26 protein-coding genes are annotated in these 22,230 nt (G+C 43.7%); 11 read left to right on the forward strand and 15 right to left on the reverse strand.

The window, feature by feature from the left end:
* From galT to B7C60_RS10085, 3 genes are all read right to left on the reverse strand, one after another.
* Positions 1 to 454, reverse strand: a 454-nt coding sequence (gene galT, locus B7C60_RS18860; protein ID WP_245869155.1) for a galactose-1-phosphate uridylyltransferase, incomplete at its 3' end; no start/stop codon positions are given.
* A gap of 84 nt (positions 455 to 538) precedes the next feature.
* A complete protein-coding gene (gene galE / locus B7C60_RS10080; protein ID WP_099611539.1) occupies positions 539 to 1,558 on the reverse strand; it encodes a UDP-glucose 4-epimerase GalE in 1,020 nt (339 codons plus the stop codon).
* Between the two features lie 368 nt (positions 1,559 to 1,926).
* The gene (locus tag B7C60_RS10085) at positions 1,927 to 2,214 is read right to left on the reverse strand and encodes a winged helix-turn-helix domain-containing protein (RefSeq protein WP_099611540.1); all 288 of its coding nucleotides are present in this window, start codon (positions 2,212 to 2,214) and stop codon (positions 1,927 to 1,929) included.
* Between the two features lie 327 nt (positions 2,215 to 2,541).
* Here B7C60_RS10085 and B7C60_RS10090 point away from each other — a divergent pair, with 327 nt between their 5' ends.
* From B7C60_RS10090 to B7C60_RS10105, 4 genes are read left to right on the forward strand one after another with little or no spacing between them, the layout of a single operon-like run.
* Entirely contained in the window at positions 2,542 to 2,889 is a 348-nt protein-coding gene (locus B7C60_RS10090; RefSeq protein ID WP_099611541.1) for an ArsC family reductase, read from the forward strand.
* A gap of 17 nt (positions 2,890 to 2,906) precedes the next feature.
* Entirely contained in the window at positions 2,907 to 4,043 is a 1,137-nt protein-coding gene (gene dapE, locus B7C60_RS10095) for a succinyl-diaminopimelate desuccinylase (protein ID WP_099611542.1), read from the forward strand.
* Positions 4,043 to 4,723: a M15 family metallopeptidase gene (locus B7C60_RS10100; protein WP_161427060.1), complete on the forward strand. Its 681-nt coding sequence runs from the start codon at positions 4,043 to 4,045 to the stop codon at positions 4,721 to 4,723. Before dapE ends, B7C60_RS10100 begins: the two co-directional genes overlap by 1 nt.
* Position 4,724: 1 nt before the next feature.
* The gene (locus tag B7C60_RS10105; protein ID WP_099611544.1) at positions 4,725 to 4,973 is read left to right on the forward strand and encodes a DUF2897 family protein; all 249 of its coding nucleotides are present in this window, start codon (positions 4,725 to 4,727) and stop codon (positions 4,971 to 4,973) included.
* Positions 4,974 to 5,017: 44 nt separating this feature from the next.
* Here the strand turns inward: B7C60_RS10105 and bamC are convergent, their stop codons facing one another.
* On the reverse strand, positions 5,018 to 6,040 hold the full coding sequence (bamC, locus tag B7C60_RS10110) for an outer membrane protein assembly factor BamC (RefSeq protein ID WP_099611545.1): 1,023 nt from the start codon (positions 6,038 to 6,040) through the stop codon (positions 5,018 to 5,020).
* Between the two features lie 52 nt (positions 6,041 to 6,092).
* Positions 6,093 to 6,971: a 4-hydroxy-tetrahydrodipicolinate synthase gene (dapA, locus tag B7C60_RS10115; protein WP_099611546.1), complete on the reverse strand. Its 879-nt coding sequence runs from the start codon at positions 6,969 to 6,971 to the stop codon at positions 6,093 to 6,095.
* Between the two features lie 282 nt (positions 6,972 to 7,253).
* Between dapA and B7C60_RS10120 the strand changes: the two genes are divergently transcribed.
* Together B7C60_RS10120 and bcp are read left to right on the forward strand one after the other, a co-directional pair.
* The gene (locus B7C60_RS10120; protein WP_099611547.1) at positions 7,254 to 7,796 is read left to right on the forward strand and encodes a glycine cleavage system transcriptional repressor; all 543 of its coding nucleotides are present in this window, start codon (positions 7,254 to 7,256) and stop codon (positions 7,794 to 7,796) included.
* Positions 7,797 to 7,812: 16 nt separating this feature from the next.
* Positions 7,813 to 8,283, forward strand: coding sequence for a thioredoxin-dependent thiol peroxidase (bcp, locus tag B7C60_RS10125; protein WP_099611548.1), 471 nt, complete (start codon positions 7,813 to 7,815; stop codon positions 8,281 to 8,283).
* A 128-nt stretch (positions 8,284 to 8,411) separates the two neighbouring features.
* Here bcp and B7C60_RS10130 read toward each other — a convergent pair whose 3' ends face one another.
* The 3 genes from B7C60_RS10130 to B7C60_RS10140 form a co-directional block, all read right to left on the reverse strand.
* Positions 8,412 to 10,283 (reverse strand): methyl-accepting chemotaxis protein, encoded by a 1,872-nt coding sequence (locus B7C60_RS10130; protein ID WP_099611549.1) that lies wholly within the window; start codon positions 10,281 to 10,283, stop codon positions 8,412 to 8,414.
* A gap of 117 nt (positions 10,284 to 10,400) precedes the next feature.
* Positions 10,401 to 11,471, reverse strand: a complete 1,071-nt coding sequence (locus B7C60_RS10135; RefSeq protein WP_099611550.1) for an AI-2E family transporter — start codon at positions 11,469 to 11,471, stop codon at positions 10,401 to 10,403.
* On the reverse strand, positions 11,464 to 11,703 hold the full coding sequence (locus tag B7C60_RS10140) for a sulfurtransferase TusA family protein (protein WP_099611551.1): 240 nt from the start codon (positions 11,701 to 11,703) through the stop codon (positions 11,464 to 11,466). Before B7C60_RS10140 ends, B7C60_RS10135 begins: the two co-directional genes overlap by 8 nt.
* A gap of 267 nt (positions 11,704 to 11,970) precedes the next feature.
* On the opposite strand from B7C60_RS10140, the gene bepA reads away from it, so the two are divergent.
* From bepA to B7C60_RS10160, 4 genes are read left to right on the forward strand one after another with little or no spacing between them, the layout of a single operon-like run.
* Entirely contained in the window at positions 11,971 to 13,443 is a 1,473-nt protein-coding gene (gene bepA, locus B7C60_RS10145) for a beta-barrel assembly-enhancing protease (protein WP_099611552.1), read from the forward strand.
* A gap of 49 nt (positions 13,444 to 13,492) precedes the next feature.
* Positions 13,493 to 13,843, forward strand: coding sequence for an arsenate reductase (glutaredoxin) (gene arsC, locus B7C60_RS10150; protein WP_099611553.1), 351 nt, complete (start codon positions 13,493 to 13,495; stop codon positions 13,841 to 13,843).
* On the forward strand, positions 13,840 to 14,409 hold the full coding sequence (wrbA, locus tag B7C60_RS10155; RefSeq protein ID WP_099611554.1) for an NAD(P)H:quinone oxidoreductase: 570 nt from the start codon (positions 13,840 to 13,842) through the stop codon (positions 14,407 to 14,409). Before arsC ends, wrbA begins: the two co-directional genes overlap by 4 nt.
* Positions 14,406 to 14,834 carry a DUF2069 domain-containing protein gene (locus B7C60_RS10160; RefSeq protein WP_099611555.1) on the forward strand — a complete coding sequence of 143 codons (429 nt, stop codon included), beginning with the start codon at positions 14,406 to 14,408 and terminating at the stop codon, positions 14,832 to 14,834. Before wrbA ends, B7C60_RS10160 begins: the two co-directional genes overlap by 4 nt.
* Positions 14,835 to 14,984: 150 nt before the next feature.
* On the opposite strand, the gene B7C60_RS10165 is transcribed toward B7C60_RS10160, so the two are convergent.
* Complete coding sequence (locus tag B7C60_RS10165) at positions 14,985 to 16,124, reverse strand: DUF2066 domain-containing protein (protein ID WP_099611556.1); 1,140 nt, start codon at positions 16,122 to 16,124, stop codon at positions 14,985 to 14,987.
* 212 nt (positions 16,125 to 16,336) lie between these two features.
* Here B7C60_RS10165 and B7C60_RS10170 point away from each other — a divergent pair, with 212 nt between their 5' ends.
* Complete coding sequence (locus B7C60_RS10170) at positions 16,337 to 17,584, forward strand: uracil-xanthine permease family protein (RefSeq protein ID WP_099611557.1); 1,248 nt, start codon at positions 16,337 to 16,339, stop codon at positions 17,582 to 17,584.
* 42 nt (positions 17,585 to 17,626) lie between these two features.
* On the opposite strand, the gene ybaK is transcribed toward B7C60_RS10170, so the two are convergent.
* From ybaK to prfA, 6 genes are all read right to left on the reverse strand, one after another.
* Positions 17,627 to 18,106, reverse strand: coding sequence for a Cys-tRNA(Pro) deacylase (gene ybaK, locus B7C60_RS10175; RefSeq protein ID WP_099611558.1), 480 nt, complete (start codon positions 18,104 to 18,106; stop codon positions 17,627 to 17,629).
* 73 nt (positions 18,107 to 18,179) lie between these two features.
* On the reverse strand, positions 18,180 to 19,031 hold the full coding sequence (kdsA, locus tag B7C60_RS10180; protein WP_099611559.1) for a 3-deoxy-8-phosphooctulonate synthase: 852 nt from the start codon (positions 19,029 to 19,031) through the stop codon (positions 18,180 to 18,182).
* A 20-nt stretch (positions 19,032 to 19,051) separates the two neighbouring features.
* A complete protein-coding gene (locus B7C60_RS10185; protein WP_099611560.1) occupies positions 19,052 to 19,861 on the reverse strand; it encodes a SirB1 family protein in 810 nt (269 codons plus the stop codon).
* Positions 19,862 to 19,882: 21 nt separating this feature from the next.
* Positions 19,883 to 20,266: a SirB2 family protein gene (locus tag B7C60_RS10190; protein WP_099611561.1), complete on the reverse strand. Its 384-nt coding sequence runs from the start codon at positions 20,264 to 20,266 to the stop codon at positions 19,883 to 19,885.
* Between the two features lie 16 nt (positions 20,267 to 20,282).
* The gene (gene prmC, locus B7C60_RS10195) at positions 20,283 to 21,125 is read right to left on the reverse strand and encodes a peptide chain release factor N(5)-glutamine methyltransferase (protein ID WP_099611562.1); all 843 of its coding nucleotides are present in this window, start codon (positions 21,123 to 21,125) and stop codon (positions 20,283 to 20,285) included.
* A 3-nt stretch (positions 21,126 to 21,128) separates the two neighbouring features.
* Positions 21,129 to 22,217 carry a peptide chain release factor 1 gene (gene prfA / locus B7C60_RS10200; RefSeq protein ID WP_099611563.1) on the reverse strand — a complete coding sequence of 363 codons (1,089 nt, stop codon included), beginning with the start codon at positions 22,215 to 22,217 and terminating at the stop codon, positions 21,129 to 21,131.
* Positions 22,218 to 22,230: the final 13 nt, after the last annotated feature.

Consider the following 22,230-nt stretch of genomic DNA (forward strand, 5'->3'; position numbering starts at 1 on the left):
CCTGAACCCAAACGTACTCTTTGCCTAGCTCTTCAATTTGCGCATTCCATGTATCAATCACACCACGAATTTTATCCACTGGCAGCTCCGGTAAGGTTTTGCTGTGATCTGGCGAGAAGCAAATCACGCGACTCAAACCACGCACGCCTTGGGTTTTAAATAGCGGATTGTCTGATTCTGGTGCATCTGGCGAGTCCACCATCAGCGCAGCAAAATCGTTATTGAACACATAGGTGCCTTGATAGTCTGGATTGATATCACCAGAGATACGTTCGTTGGTTGGACAAAGAAAGCATTTACCGTCATAACTTGGTAGCTCATCCAGAGCAGGCTTTTCATCTGCGCCGCTCCAAGGGCGTTTTGCGCGATGAGGGGAAACCAAAATCCATTGCCCAGTCAGAGGGTTGTAACGGCGGTGTGGATGGTCCACTGGGTTAAATTCAACATTTGACATCTTAACTTACTCAACTCTTCAAAATTCTTCAAACTCAGCTTCCCAAAACCGTGAGAAGCGCAGATGGCAACGCGGCGACTGCAATTACTCCGGGGAATAGCCATTAGGGTTGTTTGATTGCCAGTTCCAGGTATCGGCCGTCATTTCAGCCACCGTGCGTGTTGCTTTCCAGCCTAGTTCACGCTCGGCTTTTTCCGTGCTCGCCCAACATTCGGCAATGTCCCCCGGGCGACGCGGACACAGCTCGTAAGGCACGGGTTTACCGCAAGCGGCCGCGAACGCATCCACCATCTCAAGTACGCTCGAGCCTTTACCTGTACCTAAGTTGTAAATGTGCAAACCCGATGTTTCCCCCACCGATTTCAAAGCCGCAATATGGCCATCGGCCAAATCCATCACGTGGATATAATCACGCACGCCAGTGCCGTCTGGTGTTGGGTAGTCGTTGCCAAATACCGCGAGTTTTTCTCGGCGACCAACAGCGACTTGGGCGATAAATGGAATCAGGTTATTGGGAATGCCTTGTGGGTCTTCCCCCATACAGCCCGATGGATGCGCGCCAACTGGGTTGAAGTAACGCAGTAAGGTGATGCTCCAATCGTTTTCAGCATGGAACAGATCGCCTAAGCACTGCTCCACTATATATTTGCTGCGTCCGTATGGGTTGGTGGTTGCGCCTGTGGGTGAATCTTCGGTGATCGGCACGATTTCTGGGTCACCATAAACCGTTGCCGATGAACTAAAAACAATGCTTTTCACGCCCGCTTTACGCATGCTGCGCGCCAACACCAATGAACCATTGACGTTGTTGTCGTAGTACTCAAGTGGTTTCGCCACTGATTCGCCAACCGCTTTTAAGCCCGCAAAGTGGATCACCGCTTGAATATCGTGTTGCGCAAATACCGTATCCAAAAACACTTCATCACGGATGTCACCTTGGTGGAACGCAGGCTGTTTGCCAGTCAACGCTTCAATTCGGTTTAACACTTCCACGTTAGCGTTAGATAAATTATCAATAATGATGGGTTCAAGGCCCGCCTCAATCATCTGCACACAAGTATGGCTTCCGATGTAGCCCAGCCCTCCGGTAATCAAAACACTCATAAGCCCCCCCCTAACTCTTCAAATTGGCTTCAATGACAAGCAGTCTATCAGCAGATAGTGATGTTTTTCTGTGATAAAAGCCTCAAAGTGGAAACGTTTACACTAAATATACAATCTATTATAAAGGCATTTCATTTAATAAAGACAGAAAAAATAAAAACTCGCTAGAAAAATGATAAACGTTTACACAACAATAAGCCGTTCAAAAAGAAGAGAAGAAACAAATTAGAAAAAGGGAAATCACGTCCAGATAAGCAAAAAGCCAGCACTGCTGGCTTTGACTGATCATAGATTCACTTATCATACATCACGTTAACGACGAAATGATTATCGTCTAATTAAGGATGGTTTGATTAACTCGCGCTCACTTAAGCATGAAAGCCAAGGCTCGCGGCAATATCGTGTTTACGTTCGACAACCCACTGGCTATCAAATGGCCCCCAATCGGATAATCGATAATAACCATCATTATGACGACGTCCATCTTGAACAAAATTAAGTTCAATCCCGATCCCGGGCATCGCTTTAATCACATCCTGAATGGTGCGACGCGGCCATCCGGTTTTTTCAATCAACTTGGGGACATTAGGCCGCTCAAGGCTTTCAACCAATAAAGCCAAATATAAACGTCTTGCAAAAACAGGACTCAGTTCCATTGATACCTCCTAAATAGTGCAAGACACATTATTTCTGTTTTACCAGTAATTTTGTTGAGATAGATCAAGAACTTGCTAATCGAACCTTCTATCTAGTACTTTCTGGTACTTTTCTGTCTCTTTGAGCAGCGAGATTGATCATTCTCGATTATCTATCATCATAGATTGACTCATTCAGCGTTATGGCACCTTGTTTAGGTATCGTCTAGATATAATAAACAACAAAATCTACGGCTTTCATTTTGTCACTCTTCTCGCTTCCTGTTAGGATTCTCTACTCAAACAAGGTGCGATAAAAATAATCACCATCAATTTCAAAGGAATCATATGCTCATCACGCTTTACGGTATCCCGAACTGTGACACCATAAAAAAAGCACGCAAGTGGCTAGAAACACAGGCAATCGAATATCAATTTCATGATTACCGAAAAAATGGTATTACTCTCGAATTAATAAGCGAGTTTTTCCAGTCGTTAGGTTGGGAACACGTTATTAATAAACGGGGAACCACTTACCGCCAACTAAGCCAAGAACAAAAAGAGAAGCTAAATGAAGCCAGTGCCTTGGCACTTCTTCTTGAACAGCCAGCGATGATCAAACGGCCCATTTTACGTGTGCAAGATAGGCTCTATCTTGGCTTTAATGCTCAGCAATACAGTGAAATTTTTTCTTAAATACAAGGATTTCAAGGATGACAGACAGCCCAGTACTGGCACTTGCAAAAAATTTAATTAGCCGTGAATCCGTCACCCCCAATGATGCAGGGTGCCAACAAGTAATGATCGAAAGGTTAAAAAAATTGGGATTTACCATTGAAGAAATGATCTTTGATGACACCACTAATTTATGGGCTCGGAAAGGGACGGAAGCACCACTTTTTGTGTTTGCTGGACACACCGACGTCGTTCCAGCTGGGCCACTATTTGAGTGGCATACCCCACCATTTGAACCGACCGTCATTGATGGCTATTTGCACGGACGCGGCGCGGCAGACATGAAAGGCTCATTAGCTTGCATGCTGGTCGCGCTGGAGCGTTTTCTAGCACAGAACCCAACGCATAAAGGCTCCATCGGTGTCTTAATTACTTCCGATGAAGAAGGCCCCTTTATTAATGGTACAACCCGAGTTGTTGATACCTTAATGGCTCGTAATGAACTGATTGATATGTGCATTGTTGGTGAACCCTCAAGTACCTTAAAAGTCGGGGATGTTGTCAAAAATGGTCGCCGTGGTTCTATTACTGGCGATTTAAAAATTAAAGGGGTCCAAGGACATGTTGCCTACCCTCACCTAGCCCATAATCCAGTTCACCACGCTCTTCCTGCTTTGGCTGAATTAGCCACAACCATTTGGGATGACGGGAACAGTTATTTCCCTCCCACCAGTTTTCAAATTCCCAATCTTCAGGCAGGTACCGGAGCATCCAACGTGATTCCTGGAGACTTTGATGTTCAATTTAATTTTCGTTTTAGCACCGAGTTAACCGACCAAGAGATCAAACGGCGAGTACACTCCATTCTTGATGCTCATGGGTTAGATTACCAATTAAAATGGACCTTGAGCGGTCATCCTTTTTTAACCGATACCGGTGCCTTATTAGAAGCAGTGATTGATGGTGTGACTGAAGTCAATCACCAAGCACCACAACTATTAACAACAGGCGGTACTTCTGATGGACGCTTTATTGCCAAAATGGGAGCTCAGGTCGTTGAACTTGGCCCGGTCAATGCCACCATTCATAAGGTAAATGAGTGTGTCAGTATTGCTGACTTAGAAAAGCTGACCGACATGTATGAAAAAATTTTAGAGAAGCTACTCGTCCAATGATGTTACCAAAGCAATTAACAGGCAAAGTTGATGATCACCTAACCGCGGTGATCATCGGAGAAAAAGCCTTTTGGGTCCACCCTCAAGTCAGCCACGATTTACTGGCTTTAAAACAGGCAGCCAAACAAGCGGGCTTTGATCTCAATATTGCCAGCGGCTTTCGCTCCTTTGCTCGCCAGAAAAACATTTGGGATCGAAAAATGACCGGGAAATCGGCTGTTTTAGATGATCATAACCGCCCCTTAACGATATCGACTTACTCTGAAAAAGAAAAGATCTTGGCAATTTTGCGTTGGTCAGCTTTACCAGGAGCCAGTCGTCACCACTGGGGGACCGACTTTGATGTTTTTGATAGACGAGCATTACCAGAAAATGGGTTATTACATTTGGAACCGTGGGAATACTTACAAGACCATCAAGCCCCTTTTTATACTTGGTTAAAGGCTCATTTAAACGATTTTGGGTTTTTCTTCCCTTATCAAGGCCAGCATACTGGTGTTGCTTTCGAACCTTGGCACATCAGCCATAGCCATACGGCTGAATATTGTTTAACCTCACTCACACTCGAGGCACTTCACGCAGAGTTGATCAACGAGAGGTTTGAAGGGCAAGAAACGGTACTGCAAAACCTAGAGATGATCTACAATCATTACATCATTAATATCGCAAAGGCGAATTAATATGGACGTTTTACTCAACCCTTGGATAATTTCAATCATCGCGATGAGCGTAATCATCGGCAATTTAGTCGCTTTAAAATACCTCTCAAAAATTCGCTTTCATCGAAAAGAAAAAAGTGATTTAGATAAACTCAATGAGCTGGATAAAAAACTCCATTCCGAGTTACTTGACCAAAACACGACCGAAGAACCTACCACAGCGACAAATCAAACAATCGCGCCAGAGAAAGCGATAAATTCAAAAAAATAAAGGACGCACAAGCGTCCCCTTTATCTTATTAAGTCAATATTTTATTATTCAGACTGAACTATAGCTGACAAGACTGGAACCATTTCTTGTAACAGTTCTTGTTCAACTGGCTTACCTGCAGAGTTAGTGACATTAATCGATGTACGATTACCTAGATCACCAAATAAGAAAGTATAAGAGCCTGATTTTAAATTCATCGGTTTCACACCTATTTGATTCCAGAATTCATCATTCGGTGAGGCATATTTCGCTTTAACCGTTCCTTGCGACTGGTTACGTTCTTCAATGGTAAACCCCATACCGGGCATCAAATTCGGTAAGCGCTGCCATAAGACATCATAAGGTGTTCGAGCGATGATGACAGGGAAACCACTACGATCCGCTCCCATAGTTATCGGGATCTGTTTCACCAGTTCCTGCGCTCGACGAGCAGCTTCTTCACGTCGATGTTGATCATAACGGCTAGTCACTAAGTTGGTCATAAAGGTATTATAACGCTCTTTATTGACCTCGCTAATAGGGAGCGCTTTACCATTTTCACGCCAATCAATCAGGGATATCTTAAAGCCATACCGATTATTAGCAGCCACTCGCGTTAGTTGGTAACGACTTCCTAACGTAGCATCTTCATCTTGCGAGCTCCAATTGATCCAATCGGTTTCTAGCTTGTTATCACTCTGCTGAAGAACCTTTATGCCTCGCTCTTGTAACATGCTTAAGGCTGTTTGCCAGATAGTATCGACCTCATCTTGGCGAATCATCCATAAGATCACTTCACCATTTTTTTGTCGCTCTGCGCGAGCACCAGGGATAAGCTCAAGGATTTGTTGAGGAGGGCGTACATCAACCTCCCGTCCAACAGGCCCTGCAAACTCTCCAGCAGGAATCTCATAATGAGGATAATACTGTGGGGTTGCATCTTCCGGTAAAACCCAAGGGGTAATCGGTTTTGTGTCTAAGTAAGTAAAATCATTTTTTGCTTGGCGTCGTTGCGCCGGACTACTTGAACAGGCACTTAAAACCAAAACAGCCAGTGAACCCATAACCAGCTGGCGGGATAACTTCATTGAAACTCCTACATGGCTGAAACGAAAAGCTCAGCCCTATTGTTATCATTTTTTATAAAACACAAGCTTCGGTCATCGCTTTCGCTACCAGAGGACGAGCTTGCTCTGAAAGCTCAATTAGTGGTAAACGTAAATGACCGTCGGCGATTAAACCTAATTGTTGCGCAGCCCATTTTACTGGAATCGGGCTCGATTCAACAAAGAGTCCTTTGTGCAGAGGCATCAGACGTTGATTAATAATCTCTGCTTCTGCAAATTTTCCAGCCAAAGCCAGTTTCAACATTTTTGCCATATCCGCCGCTGCAATATTGTTAGTGACAGAAATGACCCCTTGCCCACCTAATTTGACAAACTCAAGCCCGGTAGCATCATCACCACTGAGTAAAATAAAGTCATTGCCACATAATTCACGATGGAGTGTAACTCGGCTCAAATCACCCGTAGCATCTTTGAGTGCAACAATGTTTTTTAGTTCCGCAAGGCGAGCGACCGTTTCAGGGCGTAAATCAACAGCGGTACGTCCCGGGACGTTATACAAAATGATTGGAGTGTCCGTTTCTTGGCTAATGGCTTTATAGTGTTGAAATAGGCCTTCTTGAGTCGGCTTATTATAATAAGGAGTGACACTCAAAAAGCCTTTTACTCCGGTATTATGTAATAAACGGCTAAAGGTGATCGATTCATGAGTCGCATTGGCTCCAGTTCCCGCGATCACAGGAATTTGACCCGCTGCAAATTCAACGGTTTTTTCTACAACCTTAACATGCTCTTCAACTGAGAGTGTTGCTGACTCTCCGGTGGTCCCTACCGAAACGATCGCGTCAGTACCGGCTGCGATATGATAATCTACTAATTTTTGCAAACTGGAATAGTCAACTTCACCATCTTGATGAAAAGGGGTTATTAACGCAACCATACTTCCTGAAAACATGTCTATCTCCCTAGATTGATAACTTTTGCATGGTACTGCATGGCACTTAAAAAAGACAAGGGGGGAAATCCGCTTAAACGGCGCATATCGGTGAATATTTATCAGATGTTTGATCCGACCAACTCTCTCCTCGCTAAAGCTTAGCGCCAGCAAGCATCCGGCTTTGTCAATCGCCCGTAATTTTATGCTTAGTCGTGAGTCAATAAACCCTAGCTTATTACGATTTCTCTATCATTTCATAACTGTGTTAACATACAAGAAAACATCAAATGAAGCGACACTATGACTCAACATCTTGTGATCACCGCTATCGGCTCAGATCGAGCAGGAATCTGTAATCAAGTAGTCCAGCTTGTTACACAGGCTGGCTGTAATATTGTCGATAGCCGCATTGCGCTGTTTGGAAATGAATTCACGCTGATTATGTTAGTCTCTGGCAATGCAAATAGTATTACTCGGGTTGAAACCACCCTGCCACTGTTGGGTCAGCAACAGGATTTGATTACCATGATGAAACGAACTTCTCCCCATCAACAGCAATCTAGCACTTATACCGTTGAAGTGTATATCGAATCCGATGACAAACTAGGGCTAACCGAAAAATTCACTTATTTTTTTGCTGAACGCCATATTGGTCTTGCATCCCTCAGTGCTCAAACCCTTCATAAATCGAAACTCGGCACAGAAATGGATCAATTCCATATTGCGATCACCGCTCAAGTTAATAGCGAATGTAATTTAATGCAATTACAAGAAGATTTTCAAATCCTATGCCAGCACTTAGACGTTCAAGGCGCATTAAATTTTATAAAAAACAGCCAATAAAAGGAAAGGAATTAATATGAATACTTTAACAGCAGGCTCTTCCGCTCCCGCCTTTGCACTGCCCGATCAAGACGGCAACACGGTTTCGCTTAGCGACTTTAGCGATAAAAAAGTGCTCTTATATTTTTATCCCAAAGCGATGACACCGGGCTGCACAGTACAAGCTCAGGGGTTGCGAGACAGCAAAGCCGAATTAGACCACTATAATGTTGTTGTGTTAGGCGTTAGTATCGATCCTGTGGCTCGACTCAATAAGTTCATCGCGCGTGATAATCTCAACTTCACGTTATTGTCAGATGAAGATCACCAAGTTGCCGAACAATTCGGAGTATGGGGAGAGAAAAAATTCATGGGGAAAACTTATGATGGCTTGCACCGTATCAGCTTTTTAATCAATGAACAGGGGATCATTGAGCAGGTCTTTGATAAATTTAAAACCAAGGATCATCACCAAGTCGTTTTAGACTATCTTGCCCAAAATTCATAGTCAGGAACACCTTTATTCCTCTTATGATAGATACATTTTATTGCTGCTAAGAAAAAGCCATCCGATCAATTAGGATGGCTTTTTTCGATAACGTTTTAACTTACCGATTCGCAGTATAAGACCACAAACTAGACGGTAAACTTACTTAAAATTGCATTTTGTTCACGAACATTTTCAGCTTGAACTTGCATTGCAATATTGGCTTCCTCGGCAGATTCTGCAACTTGAAGAGAAAGATCTTTAATTTTGACGGTGTTATTATTGATCTCTTCGGCAACAAGGCTTTGTTGTTCCGCAGCAGAGGCAATTTGCAAGTTCATATCGCTGATCTGCTGAATCGAATGCCGAATCCGTTGCAGTGCTGTATCAGCCAGTTGGGCTTTAGCAACCACATCTTCAGCTGTGGTTTTACTTTCATTCATCGCCACAGAAACCGAATTAGAGCCAACTTGTAATTGCTCGATCATCGTACGAATTTCAGTTGTTGATTGCTGCGTGCGTTGAGCAAGGGTTCTGACTTCATCAGCAACCACGGCAAAACCTCGACCAGACTCTCCAGCTCTTGCGGCTTCAATCGCCGCATTTAATGCTAACAAGTTGGTTTGATCAGCAATATCATTAATCACTTTCAAAATCGTTTCAATGTTGGCCGTTGCCGACTCTAAGCCACGCACTTCTTCGACCGCCATATCAATATGCGCCGATAAGCGATCAATAGATTCCGTCGTATCACTCACCACCGATGAACCTTCTTGCGTGGCTTCATCTGCCTCTTTAGTCGCCGATGCTGCACTTTGAGCATTATTAGCAACTTCGGTTGCAGTCACTGACATTTCATGCATTGCCGTCGCTAATTGCTCTAGCTCTTGCAATTGAGAGCGCATTGCCGAAGAAGACCCCTCAGCACTCCCTATCGTTTGCTCTGCTCCGCGCATAATTTCTTCGCCAATCGCTTTTGATTGTTGAATCTGCTGTTGCAAGATTTCGGTAAAAGTGTTGAACCCATGTGCAAGTTCAGCAAACTCTTTATCGGTATTGGTATTTAACCGTTTGGTTAAATCACCTTCTCCGGATGCCACATCCTGAATCGCGTTATTCAACACCCCAAGTGGGCGCATCAGCACTTTAATCAGAATGCTTAAGCCAATTACACTTAATATCACCCCAATTAAAGTATAAATAATAGAATTACTACGCAGCTTCGCCAACGTCGAAAAAGCCACCGATTCATCGATAATTGCGCCAACATACCATTTTTCATTAGCGACCTTACTAAAATAAGCAAGGTGAGGCTGCCCTTCTAATTCAATCTGTTGCATCCCGTCACGCAAGGTAATTTGAGGAAGGTAGCTCGAAAGCGGCTGTCCATTATTATTGATATCTGGATGAGCAATAGTAGTTCCGCTTTCAGTCACAATAAATAGATATCCGGCATCAAATAGGTTGGAACTGTTAACGAGAGCAGCAAGCTTAGTCAACTCTACATCATAATACATCGAGCCGATAAATTGCCCCTGAGAGCGAATCGGCGTACCGATAGAGATAATCATATTTTTTGTTGCAGCATCAACATAAGGGGCGGTCACTACCAGTGATTGCTGATTTTTCGCTTCAATATACCATGGGCGTCGACGAGGATCATAACTGCTGTCAGGGCTCCAGTTGTCATCATTTTCAATCATGGAACCATCGGCTTCGTAACCTAAACCGATCGATAAAAAGCTGCCTTTCAAGGTCGGTTTTTCTAAAACATCCTGCACGTATTGCCGATTCACAGGATCGAGTTCCAGACTTTCACTCATCGCTTGAGCTAAGTTTTTTTTACTGCTCATTTCTGATGCAACGGTATTTTTAACCCCCAATACCTGCTCTTTTAAACTATTTTGCACTAGCGCTTGAACTTCAGCACGTACCGTCGCCAATTGTTGCAAAGATAATAGCACCACAATAACCAACAAGAGCGCCGATGAAGCGGCTATAATTTTGTGACTAAATTTCATATTTCCCTCGACTCCCATTCCATTTTTATTGTTATGATTTCTATATCGCCAAGCCAAATGAAAACTTAAGAGATCACCTTAATTACTTTAGTTGATGATTACGCTCTATTCCTCATATTATTCGCTTAACAGGGTATTTTCATCATTACTGGGAAGTGCATGCCATACTGCTTTCACTAACGTTGCTAATGGAATCGCAAAAAACACCCCCCAAAACCCCCACAAGCCGCCAAAAACTAACACAGCAATAATAATAAACATGGGGTGTAAATTGACCGCTTCAGAGAAGAGAATTGGAACCAATACATTACCATCGAGTACTTGGATGATGGTATAAGCAATCAATAAAGTGTAAAACTGTGGTGTCATTCCCCACTGAAATAAACCAACAATTGCAATCGGAACAGTGACAAGAGCTGCGCCGATATAGGGAATTAACACAGAAAAGCCAACAGCTACGGCAAGTAAAGCGGCATAGCGTAACTCTAAAATAGCGAACGTGACATAACTGACACCACCAACGATAAGAATTTCTAACACTTTACCACGGATATAATTTGAAATTTGTTGGTTCATTTCCAACCAAACTTTGGTCGCCAGTTTGCGGTTTCTTGGTAAAATCCCACTGGCAACATTCAGCATTTCTTGTTTATCTTTAAGTAGGAAAAACACCAACATAGGCACCAAAATAAGGTACACCGCTAAGGTCGCGATACTGACAAGCGAAGCCAGCGACCCCTTAACAATCGATTCTCCCATGCTCAGAGCTTGATTCTTCGCATTATGAATTAAAGATTCAACAATCTGTAAATTGGCCAATTCAGGATAACGCTCAGGTAAACTAGCAATAAACGCTTGAAGGCCATTATACATATTGGGTATATCATTAATTAAGTTGACCACTTGTTGCCAAATTGTGGGAACCAATCCAAATAGGGCTAAAAACATTAAACCAATAAAGAGTAACACCACCAATACAACTGAAGCTGAACGAGGCATACCCAATCGACACAATTGCACAACAGGCCATTCCAATAAATAAGCCAGAACAATAGCCACCAATAAAGGGGCGATTAAATGGCCGAAAAAATAAATAATGATAAAGCCAAAAAAAAGAATCGCGACCAAACTGACGGCATGCGGGTCGGAGAAGCGTCTTTGATACCAACGGTTCAGCATTTCAAACATCGAGAAAGGTCTCCTTTGAAACATATAATAAGAAATAATCAGCCTCAGATTGGCATTGATAGATAAAGCCCTGTTGCTGGAGATAGGATTGAATATCGCGAACTGAGCTAGCATCGCGGATCAGAATGGTGAGACTTGGCTTACCATAATCAAGCGTCAGGGTATGACGCTTTGCAAGTAATAACGTCATTGGGCATCGATGTTGGCGTAAATCAAGAATCTTGGGTTCCATTCTTCAGTTCAATCCTTAATATAGGCGTATCCGAGTCATCTCAGTATCTCGAACGAAACATCTTACGTAACTCCATGTATTGAGGTCACTTGGCTATGCTACATTGTATCGGCTTTTACTCTAGGTGCCATCGTTTTCTCTGAGTCACTATTAGCTTATATTGACTTATCATGGTCAGTTTATTTTTACTTTGATAGTGCCGATACGAAACCTATCGAAACGAGTAATGTCTTAGTGAAAGATGAATTCGGAGTTTTCCCCATAGTTATGATAATAAAATGGTCACGTTCACTAATCAGCCTTTGCTTAGCGACAACACTGAGTTTCCCATCGGCTTCTTATGCAGAGGTAACTAAAGTCAATAGTATTGAATTACCTGATATTGGCACCGTTGCCGGTTCAACCTTAACCATTGACCAAGAGCGGATTTATGGTGATGCATATATGCGAATGCTCAGAAACAGTAAACCCATTATCAACGATCCTGTCATTCATGAGTATATCGATACGCTTGGTCATCGGTTAGTCGCCAATGCCGACGATGTTAAAACTCCATTCACTTTTTTTATGATTCGCGATCGCAATATTAACGCCTTTGCTTTTTTTGGTGGCTATGTTGCCCTGCATTCCGGCTTATTGCTTCATGCTCAATCAGAAAGTGAGCTGGCATCTGTCATGGCTCATGAAATAGCCCATGTCACACAGCGTCATTTAGCTCGCAGCATGGAAGAGCAGGCCCGCCGTTCACCTGCGACCATGGCAGCCTTAGCCGGATCATTGTTACTGGCCATTGCCGCTCCAGAAGCTGGAATTGCAGCCATTACCGCGACAACCGCAGGCAGTATGCAAAGCCAAATCAACTATACCCGAAGTAATGAGAAAGAAGCGGATCGTTTTGGTATTGCCACCTTAGCGAAAGCTGGATTTGATGTTCAAGCCATGCCACGTTTTTTTGGTCGACTCGCTGATGAATATCGTTATGCGAGTACACCACCACCAATGCTTCTCACTCACCCACTACCAGAAGATCGCATTACTGATAGCCGAGCGAGGGCTCAGCAATATGCCAATGTACCTGTCGCTCCTTCACTCAATTATCATCTTGCTCGTGCACGAGTTGTTGCTCGCTACGCAGGAATTAGCAGTGATGCGGCTTTAGATTGGTTTACCCGTACCCAAAAAAAATCGCCAGAAAGCATCAAAGACGCATTTGATTATGGCAGAGCATTGGTTTATCTCGACACGAAACAGTACAAAAAGGCCGAACCTTTACTGCAAGCCTTATTAATCACCAGCCCCGATAATAATTTTTATCTTGATGCGATGACCGATTTGCTTATCGAAACGACGCGGACAAAGGAAGCACAACAACAGCTTGCTCAAGCTCTGCAACAAAAACCGAATAATCGGGTCTTAATCATTAATTATGCCAATGCGCTTATTAAAGGAGAAAAGTACGCCGACGCCACCCGATTATTACAACGTTATACCCATGATAACCCCAATGACAGCAATGGTTGGAACTTGCTTGCCGAAGCAAGTCACCATCAAGGAAATGAACCAGAAGAGTTGGCTGCTCGCGCCGAGCTTCTTGCTCTAGCTGCCAATTGGAATAAAGCGATTCAATATTATACTCAAGCCAGTCAATTAGCTTCATTAGGAAGCTTAGAACAGGCCCGTTATGACGCTAGAATCGATCAACTCATGGTACAAAGAGAACGATTTTTATCACTGAAATAATCTCAATGTTAGCTATTATGACTTATCATAATCACCTAAAGGAAATATTATGTCTGTTGTCATTTACCATAACCCAAGATGTTCGAAGAGTAGAGAAACGCTGGTCTTGCTTGAAGCCCAACAAATCAAACCAACGATTATTAAATACTTAGACACTCCACCCAATGTCGCCGAGCTAAAACAGCTGTATGCTCAACTCAACTTACCCAATGTTCGTTGCATGATGCGAACCAAAGAAGCACTCTACCAAACGCTCAACCTGGCAGATCAAAGCCTCTCTGATGATGCACTATTTCAGGCGATGGCCGAGCATCCAAAACTGATAGAACGCCCTATCGTTGTCGCCAATGGTCAAGCAAGACACGGGCGTCCTCCTGAGCAAGTTCTTGACATTTTATGAGTACACAGATCATTGTTCTCTATTACAGTCGGCATGGTAGCACCCTTGCTCTGGCTCGGCAGATAGCGAGAGGGATTGAGTCTATCGCCGGCTGTGAGGCCTTATTACGCACAGTCGCTTCACTAGATAACAGCCAATCACCGGCGTGCGATCCCATCATTCAACTCAAAGAACTTCAACAGTGCGACGGATTAGCGCTAGGCAGCCCGGTTTGGTTTGGCAATATGGCCGCTCCTTTAAAACATTTTTGGGATCAAACAACACCTTTATGGATCAATGGAGATTTGATCGATAAACCAGCTTGTCTTTTTACCAGCTCCGCAACCTTACATGGTGGACAAGAAACAACCTTGCACAGTATGATGTTTCCTTTGCTCCATCACGGGATGTTAATCGTTGGCATTCCCTACTCAGAGCCTAAACTTCATACCACTCGATCTGGAGGTACTCCTTACGGAGCCAGTTATGTTTCATCAGCAACATTAACAAACGATGAAAGTGAATTAGCTCGAAAACTAGGACAACGACTTGCACGTATTGCAAGTCAGCTCAAGGAAAGATCATGACCATCCCCTACTCTCCTCACACTCGCTTTGCGCGCTGGCTTGCATTGGGAGGCATACTCTCGCTCATCATTTGGATAACACTTTGGCAGTTAATCTGGTCGCCACATCCACATATTTCGCCAGTTGCTATCACCATTGGCTGGCTGATACCGTTATTATTACCATTACCGGGGGTTATCAAAGGAAAACCTTATACGCATGCTTGGGCAAATTTTGTTCTCATGCTGTACTTTGTACATGGTTTCACTCTTTTGTATGTCGATAATGGTGAACGCTGGCTTGCGGCAATCGAATTACTCTGCACCAGCAGTGCCTTTATCGGAAACACACTTTATGCGCGTCTACGAGGTAAAGAGCTAGGGTTAAAATTAACCAAACTTTCTGAACTTGAACGCGCTGAAAAAGCGCAGTTTAATCGTGACTAGCCATTCAAAGTAACTAACTATTCAAGATAACTAACTATTCAGAGTGACGAACTATTCAGAGTGACTAATCATTCAAGCGAAACAAAAAACCCCAGTGATAAAATACTGGGGTTAGGTTGAGTCATGATCAAAACTGATAGAGTCGATCTTTTACTCTTGCCAAGAAAAATACAGCGTGATCTCGTGGGGTTGTTCTGTTGCTTCTGACTCTACTTTTGCTGTTTCCTCTGACGTCTCTGATGCTGATGCCTCCGTTGTCGATAGACCAGAGTGAGCTTGTAGAGAAGAAGTTTCAATCAATGGCGCAGATCGTGTCGCTACCTGCCTCATTCTTAGCACTTCTTGTTCAAACTCTGTCTGACTGGCTAATAAATGGACATTAAACGTAACTTCATTTCCTTTAATTTTAACGACATCCAACGACGCAACCGAACTTAGACGATTTAATGCCTCTTCTAAGGTAAAAAAATCACGGGCATGATTAACGGGCTTAAATTCAACCAATAATTTTTGTGAAGACTCACTACTAACCAGTAGCGCACCTTTTTTAGCATAATAATCACTAACCTCATCAATCAAACTGCTGATAGCTTGTTCACCACTTGCTTGACCAATCAATGGGGTTTTCGGTGCCGTTAACATTTGTTCTGCTGGTTGATCATACAGCGTCCAGCGCAGGTTGGTTCCTTGCACTCGTACCACTAAAACCGCATCGGTTGGATAACGTTGGCTAGCGAAGCTGATCGGCTGAGTAAAGCCGCCCCATAAATCAGAAGTTTGAATACCTGTAATATCATCAAAATCGCCAACAGGAATAGTAATGGGCAATCCGCGCAGTTGGGCACTTGTTTTTAATTGTTGCATCAATGAGCTTTCAGAGTGTTCCCAATTAATGTAACGATCATAATTCGATTCTTCCACGACCCAAACCAAGACGTTGGTTCGTGTTTCCGGCCAAAAGGGTAATTGAGCCTGGGTTAACAAAGAACGGATATGAGGCGCACTAAACGTCATATTAAGGGTTTTATTCACACCTTGCTGGCCATAACTGATTTGATTTAGGTATTGTGCACTTTGTCGTAATGCTTTTCCGATCACCTCATTATTGACGGATTGCTTATCACCCGAGGTTCGGATAATAACTTCCTGCAAACCTCTCATTCTCGCATTTGCTTCCGCATCGCTTTGTTGCTCATCAAGCACAACCTCAGCTTGATAGAGATTGAGTTTAGATGAAGCAAGCCCGGAGAAACTCATTAATCCGATGATCAACACCAATAAGTAGCGCATAGTATTCCCATATCCTCACGAATGAGCGTTGATGATAAGCAACTATCCTATTTCGAGCAAGGCACCCTTCTTATATGCTTGTCAAATTTTCTCCAACTTTTCTGGCTCAGTACGAAATCGTGAAATCATAAAAACTTGATCTACTTTCCATGGCAATCGTTTGCAAAAGTGATAGAATCCGGCGAATTTTGTTCAGCATCAGGGGAAATACGATGAAAAATGCCATTCAAGGCGCACAGATGTTATTTGTTGCATTTGGCGCGCTGGTTTTGGTTCCATTATTGACAGGGCTCGATCCTAACGTGGCCTTGTTTGGTGCCGGTATCGGTACACTTTTATTCCAACTTATCACCCGCCGCTCGGTTCCTATCTTTCTCGCCTCTTCTTTCGCTTTTATTGCCCCTATCATGTACGGTGTTCAAGCATGGGGAATTGCGGCAACCATGGGAGGTTTAATGGCTGCCGGGACAATCTATATCCTACTAGGAGCGATTATCAAAGTTCGAGGCGTCGCGATTGTACACAGACTACTGCCTCCGGTTGTCGTTGGCCCTGTGATTATGGTTATTGGCTTAGGCCTTGCTCCAACCGCCGTCAATATGGCATTAGGAAGAACAGGAGATGGCTCTGCACAATTAGTTGAGGCACAAGCAGCTTTATGGATTTCAGCGATTTCTCTATTAGTTACGGTCGGGATGAGCGTTTTTGCTCGTGGTTTTTTCAAACTTATTCCAATTTGTGCTGGCATCGCCGCAGGTTATAGTACTTCACTTTATTTTGGTGTAGTTAGTTTTGTCCCCGTTCAGCAAGCAGCATGGTTTGCTTTGCCTAATTTCACTTTCCCTGAATTTAATATCAATGCCATCTTATTTATGATCCCCGTCGCCATCGCTCCAGCTGTTGAGCACGTGGGGGATATGCTGGCCATTTCCAATGTAACTGGAAAAGATTATCTGAAAAAGCCGGGGCTACACCGCACGATTGCTGGGGATGGAATCGCGACCATGGCCGCCAGTTTTATCGGAGCGCCACCGAACACAACGTACAGTGAAGTGACTGGCGCAGTGATGCTCACCAAAGCATTTAATCCTGTTATTATGACTTGGGCTGCTGTGACCGCTATTATTTTAGCCCTGGTTGGAAAATTAGGCGCTTTACTACAAACGATTCCCATTCCTGTCATGGGGGGAATTATGATTTTATTGTTTGGTTCGATTGCGACGGTTGGTCTTAATACCTTAATTAAAAACCAAGTCGATCTACATAAATCACGTAACTTAGTGATTGTTGCCGTTACATTGGTTTTTGGTATCGGAGGAATGGCTTTTGGCATCGGCGATTTCAGCCTACAGGGCGTCAGCTTATGCGGTATTGTCGCTATTATTTTAAACTTAGTTCTGCCGAATGATCTCGGTGAAAACCATGTGGTGGATAACACTCAAATCGAAGAGCATCAATAACCATTAATGCTCTTATGACTGCGATTTGTGCCTTGTATCGCTTTAGGATTCTTGGCACAAGTCGGCAAAACTGCCTCTGGTGAGTAGCGCTAAATCATTAGGGGCTAATTCAATTTCTAATCCTCGTTTACCCGCACTCACACACATCGTTGACAAATTTTTCGCACTGTGATGAATAAAGGTGGGTAATAATTTTTTTTGTCCTAACGGACTGATCCCCCCCACCACATAACCGGTTATTTTTTGTGCTACCTCAGGATTCGCCATTTCTGCTTTTTTTGCCTTGGCTGCTTTTGCCGCTAACTTTAAATTTAATTTTTGCGCGACGGGGATCACCGCGACCGCTAAATGTTTTTCTTCCCCATTAAGACAAAAAAGAAGCGTTTTAAATACTGTGTTAGGATCTTGCCCGAGTGCTTCTGCGGCTTCTAAACCATAACTCGCGTGGCTTGGATCATGCTCATATTGATGGATGGTGTGAGCCACTTTCTTTTTCTTAGCCAAATTAATTGCAGGGGTCATATCCCATCACTCCTTACACCCAAAAATAAAAAAACGAGCAAGGCGACCTCACTCGTTGTGACCGAACGACTAGTTAACGAATATCGATGGGGGCAAAACTTTTAATTAAATCATCTAAGTGTTTCATCTGCGCCAAGAAAGGTTCTAACTTATCAAGTGGTAGCGCAGAGGGGCCATCGCATCGGGCTTGATCTGGATTAGGATGCGCTTCAATAAACAACCCAGCAATACCCGTTGCAAGCCCGGCTTTAGCCAATTCGACGGTTTGCTCACGACGCCCTCCCGATGCGGCCCCTGATGGATCCCGCATTTGTAGTGAATGAGTCACATCAAAAATAATCGGGCTACCTTTTGAGGCCGTTTTCATAACCCCGAAACCCAGCATATCAACCACTAAGTTATCGTATCCATGGCAAGAACCACGTTCACAAAGAATAATCTTATCATTGCCACATTCAGCAAACTTCTCAACGATATTGCCAACTTGACCTGGGCTCATAAACTGAGGTTTTTTCACATTGATCACTGCGCCAGTTTTCGCCATGGCTTCGACTAAATCAGTTTGACGAGCAAGAAACGCAGGCAATTGAATAACATCCACCACATCAGCAACCGGCTGAGCTTGAGCTTCTGTGTGAACATCGGTGATCACTTTCACCCCAAAAGTCTCTTTCAATTCCTGAAAGATACGCATCCCTTTTTCTAAACCAGGGCCACGATAAGAATGCACTGAACTACGATTCGCTTTGTCAAATGAAGCTTTAAAGACATAAGGAATACCCAACTTGTCTGTCACTTTCACATAGTGTTCACAGATCTGCATAGCAAGATCGCGGGATTCTAATACATTCATCCCGGCAAAGAGTGTAAACGGTTTATCGTTAGCGACTTGAATATCATCGATGTGAACAATTTTTTGTTCCATATTTATTTCTCTTTGTGTGATTAATGCAACGTCACTGGGTGATAAGTGAGTGCATTCATTTGATTTTTTAACAATTCAACCGCCGGATCTTCAGGGCAATGTTGAATAAAATATTGGTAATCCGAGAGTGCAACCTGATGGCAATCCAACTGTTGATATATAAAGCCACGATCTCGAATTTCATACGGATCGTCAGGCACAAACGTTAACGCTAAATTGGTACATCGCAGAGCTAGAGTATACCGCTCTTCTCGCAGCAGTGCACTTTTCAATAATGCTAACCAACGGCCAATAATTGTTGGATGATCTGCAGGAGTCAAATGTTGCGGCTGTAATTGAGCTAATGGCCCCTTATGCCCCACCAACCAAGCATTTAAAACATGGAAAGAGACATACTCACCTGAAAAAGGGTTCAGATACAAAGGCTCTTCTTCTGGCCAACGGACTTCCAGTAAAAACTGAGTCGGAAACGTAATGCCACGTACCGGAAAATCGAGCTGCCGTGCAAAATAGAGTAATAAAGCCCCTAAACTTACCGGAATGCCTTGGCGGCGCTCCAATACCTTATCAATAAAACCATTTCGTGAATCAAAATAAGCGTCCCTATCACCACAAAAGCCCCATTGACGATAAAACAGCGTTAATAACGCCGCAAAACGTTGTTTCGGTTCAAGGTTAGTGGCTAACGCTTCCTTTGCCTGTTGCAATAATCTTCGTAACTCAGCCAGAGCCCATTCCACTTTCGTCTCCGGATTGATGGCTTTATTTAAAGCGAGAGCACCTTCGACTAGCTCCATCGCATCAAAATCTTCATCAAATAGGTTCAACATACCTTGCTCTAGTCCATAAAATTAACTAAAAAATATAGGAGCCTTACTCATCGCCACTTTACCGGCCATCACTAACCATCCCATCGCTCCGAGAAAGGCAAAAGTGCGCAATAACTTATTTCGACCAAATTTAAGTGCAAAAAAGCCCAATGCAATATACGCAAGGACACAGGTTAACTTATCGGTCATCCAAGGCGCAGCTGAGGTATAAGGGATAAACCCCGTGATCACGATTAACCAAATGCCGCTAAACAGGAGCAAGCTGTCATTAACATGAGGGAAAACCTTGAGAAATTTGTGCTGCAACCATGGTGAGTCCATCATCATGAGCAAATAACGAACCGTCAATAAAAAAGCACTGAGTGCAATCGTCAATAAATGGAGATGTTTGAGTCCTTCGTACATATTGTCCTCTTAAAAATCAAAATCGAGCCAATGTCACTCGGTCATTACCCGCATAATCTTGCTCTGTCGTTATGTCTTGATAGCCCAACGCTCCGAGAATCGCCCGCACCGCTGCACCTTGTTCACAGCCGTGTTCAAATAGCAGCCAACCGGCATCCAATAGATAATCTCTCGCGGTTTTTGCGATGTATTTAATATCGGCTAATCCATTATCTGCGGCAACCAATGCGCTTTTCGGTTCAAAACGTACATCGCCTTGGACTAAATGGGGATCGTCCGTCTCAATATAAGGCGGGTTGGAAACGATCAAAGCAAACTTTATACCGCCTGCTAGTGGAGTAAACCAACTTCCCTGTAAAAATGTGACATTGGTTATTTGCAAACGTTGGCTATTTTCTATCGCCAATTGCTGCGCTTCACGCTGTAGATCAATACCAATGATCTGACGTGTAGGTAATTCAGATGCCAATGCTAGCGCGATCGCTCCAGTTCCAGTTCCAAGGTCAAGAATCTGCCCATCAATTTGTTGCGACTTTTCAAGTGCTAACTCGACTAAACGCTCGGTGTCTGGCCGAGGAATTAACGTTGAAGGAGCCACTTTTAACGGCAATGACCAAAATTCTCGCTCACCAATAATATACGCGACCGGCTCTCCGCTCAGGCGTCGAGTTAAAAGCGCATCGAACTCAGATTGTTGCTCGAATGTGAGCATTTTCTCCGGCCAAGTTAATAAGTAAGAGCGAGGCTGTTGTAATACATGGCAAAGCAATACCGCAGCATCGAGCGACGGCGAATCACTGCCACTCTCCGCTAAGCGTGTCTTGGCTAGGGCTAATAATGCCCCAATATTCATCGACATCCGTTAATTTTGCTCAGCCAAGGCGGCTAATAAATCCGCCTGATGTTCTTGTATCACAGGATCCACTAAGGCTTGTAGATCGCCCTCCATGACTTCACTTAAGCGATAGACGGTTAAGTTAATACGGTGATCCGAAACTCGTCCTTGCGGATAGTTATAAGTACGAATACGGTCACTGCGATCCCCTGATCCCAGTAGGTTACGTCGGGTATCCGAAATTTCAGCCGCTCGCTTTTCTTCTTCGGCTTTAGCAATACGAGCCGCCAAAACCGACATCGCTTTCGCTTTGTTTTTATGTTGCGACCGTTCATCCTGACATTCCACCACAATACCAGTAGGCAAGTGAGTAATGCGAATAGCAGAATCAGTCGTGTTGACGTGCTGACCACCGGCACCCGATGAGCGGAAGGTGTCAATTTTTAGATCAACCGAACGAATTTCTGGTATTTCTGTTTCAGGGATTTCAGCCATCACCGCGACGGTACACGCCGACGTATGCACTCGGCCTTGAGATTCTGTCGCCGGAACCCGTTGCACACGGTGACCACCAGATTCAAATTTTAGAATACCATACGCACCATCACCACTGACTTTGGCAATCATCTCTTTATAGCCACCATGTTCCGCTTCACTGGCCGACATCACTTCAATTCGCCATCCTTTCTTCTCGGCAAATCGGCTATACATACGGAACAGATCACCAGCAAAAATACCCGCTTCATCGCCGCCTGCACCGGCTCGAATTTCTAAGAAACAGTTGCGATCATCATTGGGATCTTTCGGTAATAGCAGAACTTGTAGCTCGTCACTTAAACGTTCAATCGATGCTTTAGCAACTTTGATTTCTTCTTGCGCCATTTCACGCATTTCAGCATCGTCTTCATTGGCCATCTCTTCGGCAGCCACTAAATCCTCTTGGGCTTGCTGGTAAGCTTGGAAACATTGAGTAATTTCTTCCAGTTGTGAGTACTCTTTCGAGAGGGTACGAAATTTATCTTGATCACCGATTACGGTTGGATCACCCAATAAGTGTTGCACTTCTTCATAGCGCTCCACCAGAGATTCAAGCTTAACTAAAATCGATGCTTTCATAGTGTCTTCTTTA

The sequence above is a fragment of the Vibrio fujianensis genome (assembly GCF_002749895.1).
In the GTDB taxonomy this organism is placed as follows: domain Bacteria; phylum Pseudomonadota; class Gammaproteobacteria; order Enterobacterales; family Vibrionaceae; genus Vibrio; species Vibrio fujianensis.